Here is a 1,842-nt window from a genome sequence, read left to right as displayed (position 1 = left end):
GCTCGATCCGATCGGATCGAGCAGGCCGCGGTCGTGTCCGTGGTGGTGCGACGCCTACCGGAGGCCGCCCCAACCGCCGCCGCCGCCTTCGCCGCCACCACCGCCACCGCCCCACGGGCCCCAGCCGCCGCCCCCGCCGCCGCCGTGGGCGTCACCGCCGCCGTAGCCCCAACCGCCGGCGCCACCACCACCGCCACCGCCCCAGCCACCCGACTTCGGAGCCGACGACTCCGTGGACGGGTCGCCGTCGGCCCCCAGCGAGAACGCCGGCGCGGCCGAGGCGGCGCCCGCCATCAACAGCGCCGCGACAACGGTGACCGAGGCGCGCGTGATCCTGCGCATGAAATCCCCTTACCTTCGAACCCGACCACCCCGGGCGGGGTGGTCGGGTTCATCCTGAACACAGATCGGCGGCGGATTTTCCGGGAGCAGGCCGGCAAACGGCCCACCACTATCGGGATTTCGGGCATCGTCGCTGCTCATCGCCCCGGTCGACGAATTTCCGAACCACCCCTACGGACGCACGCCGCATTGCTGCATTCGGGCGACCGGCCGCGGGTGGTCCGGGCGCCGCGGCGGACTCAACCGGGTGTGTGCTCGGGTACCGGCGTGCGAAGTGCGAGCGACTCGGCCCGCGTTGCCTCGACCCGGGGGCCGGAAGCCGGGTACAGGCGGGACTCGATGGCCTCGATGATCCGCGGGCGCAGTTCCTCGGCCCGGATCACCACATCGACGGAGCCGACCTCGACCGCCCGCCGGATGTCGTGCACGCGGTCGAACTCCGCGGCCACCTCGCCGAGTTTCTCCGCCCGGACCGACGCGCGCAGTTCGTCGAGCTCGGCCTTCGCGGTGGACCGCGCCGCGCCGAATGTGGTCGCGACGCGGGCCTCCTGCTCCCGCACCCTGGGGTCGGCGGCGGTCCGGGCGTGCACGTCGCCGGCGAACACCACCGCGGCGGCAGGGGCGCCGCCCAGGACCGAGGCGTACGAGCCCTCCAACGCGAGTACGGTCATGTTCGGGTTCAGCGCCTTGGAGAAGACCACGAACGCCCCGCCGTGGTAGCGGGAGATGACGCAGAAGACGATCGGGCCGTCGAAGTTCACGATCGCCCGGCCGATCTCCGCGCCGTACTCCAGTTGCAGCTTGCGCATCGACTCGGGCGAGCCGTCGAACCCGGACAGGTTCGCCAGCACCACCAGCGGCCGGTTGCCCGAGGCCGCGTTGATCGCCCGCGCGACCTTCTTCGACGACTGCGGGAACAGGGTGCCGGCGGTGTAGGTGTCCGGGCCGTCGGTGGGCGGGAAGCCGAGGCGCGGCACCGACCGCGACTCGATCCCGATCAGGCACACCGGCACGCCGCCCAGACGCACGTCCTGCACCGCCGCGGTGTCCGCGTCGGCCATCCCCGCCCAGCGCTCCGATACCGGGTGGTCCTGGTCGGACAGCGCGCGCATCACGGTACGGATGTCGAACGGCTTCTTGCGATCCGGGTTGTGCTCCGCCGAGAAGATCTCGCCGACGGCGGCGAAGTCGCTGCCCGCCAGCACGTGCGGGAAGTCGCGGATGTCCCGGTCGATCGGATCGATCGTGCCCGCCCGCCGCGGCATCCGCTCGCCGGGCGCGACGTAGGTGTGGTCGTAGTGCTCCATCAGCACGTCGCGCGCGGCGCTCAGGTTCGGCGCCCAGTACTGCGCCTGGCCGTTGGGCCCCATCACCCGGTCGTAGCCGCCGATGCCGAAGTTGTCCTCGGCCGAGACACCCCCGGAGAAGTCCAACGACTGCTTGCCGGTGAGCACCATCGCCGAGTCCGGCGTCATCACCAGGATGCCCTTGGTGTGCATC

2 protein-coding genes are annotated in these 1,842 nt (G+C 72.1%); both read right to left on the bottom strand.

The annotated features are described in order from the left end of the window. Positions 1-54: 54 nt before the first annotated feature. Entirely contained in the window at positions 55-342 is a 288-nt protein-coding gene (locus tag ACFXMF_RS47645; RefSeq protein WP_379991883.1) for a hypothetical protein, read from the bottom strand. 239 nt (positions 343-581) lie between these two features. Further along, positions 582-1,842: carboxyl transferase domain-containing protein (locus ACFXMF_RS47640; RefSeq protein ID WP_380021340.1), on the bottom strand; the 1,261-nt coding region annotated here is incomplete at its 5' end.

The organism is Embleya sp. NPDC059213 (assembly GCF_042754445.1).
In the GTDB taxonomy this organism is placed as follows: domain Bacteria; phylum Actinomycetota; class Actinomycetes; order Streptomycetales; family Streptomycetaceae; genus Embleya.
This window is presented reverse-complemented; position numbering and strand designations above follow the sequence as displayed.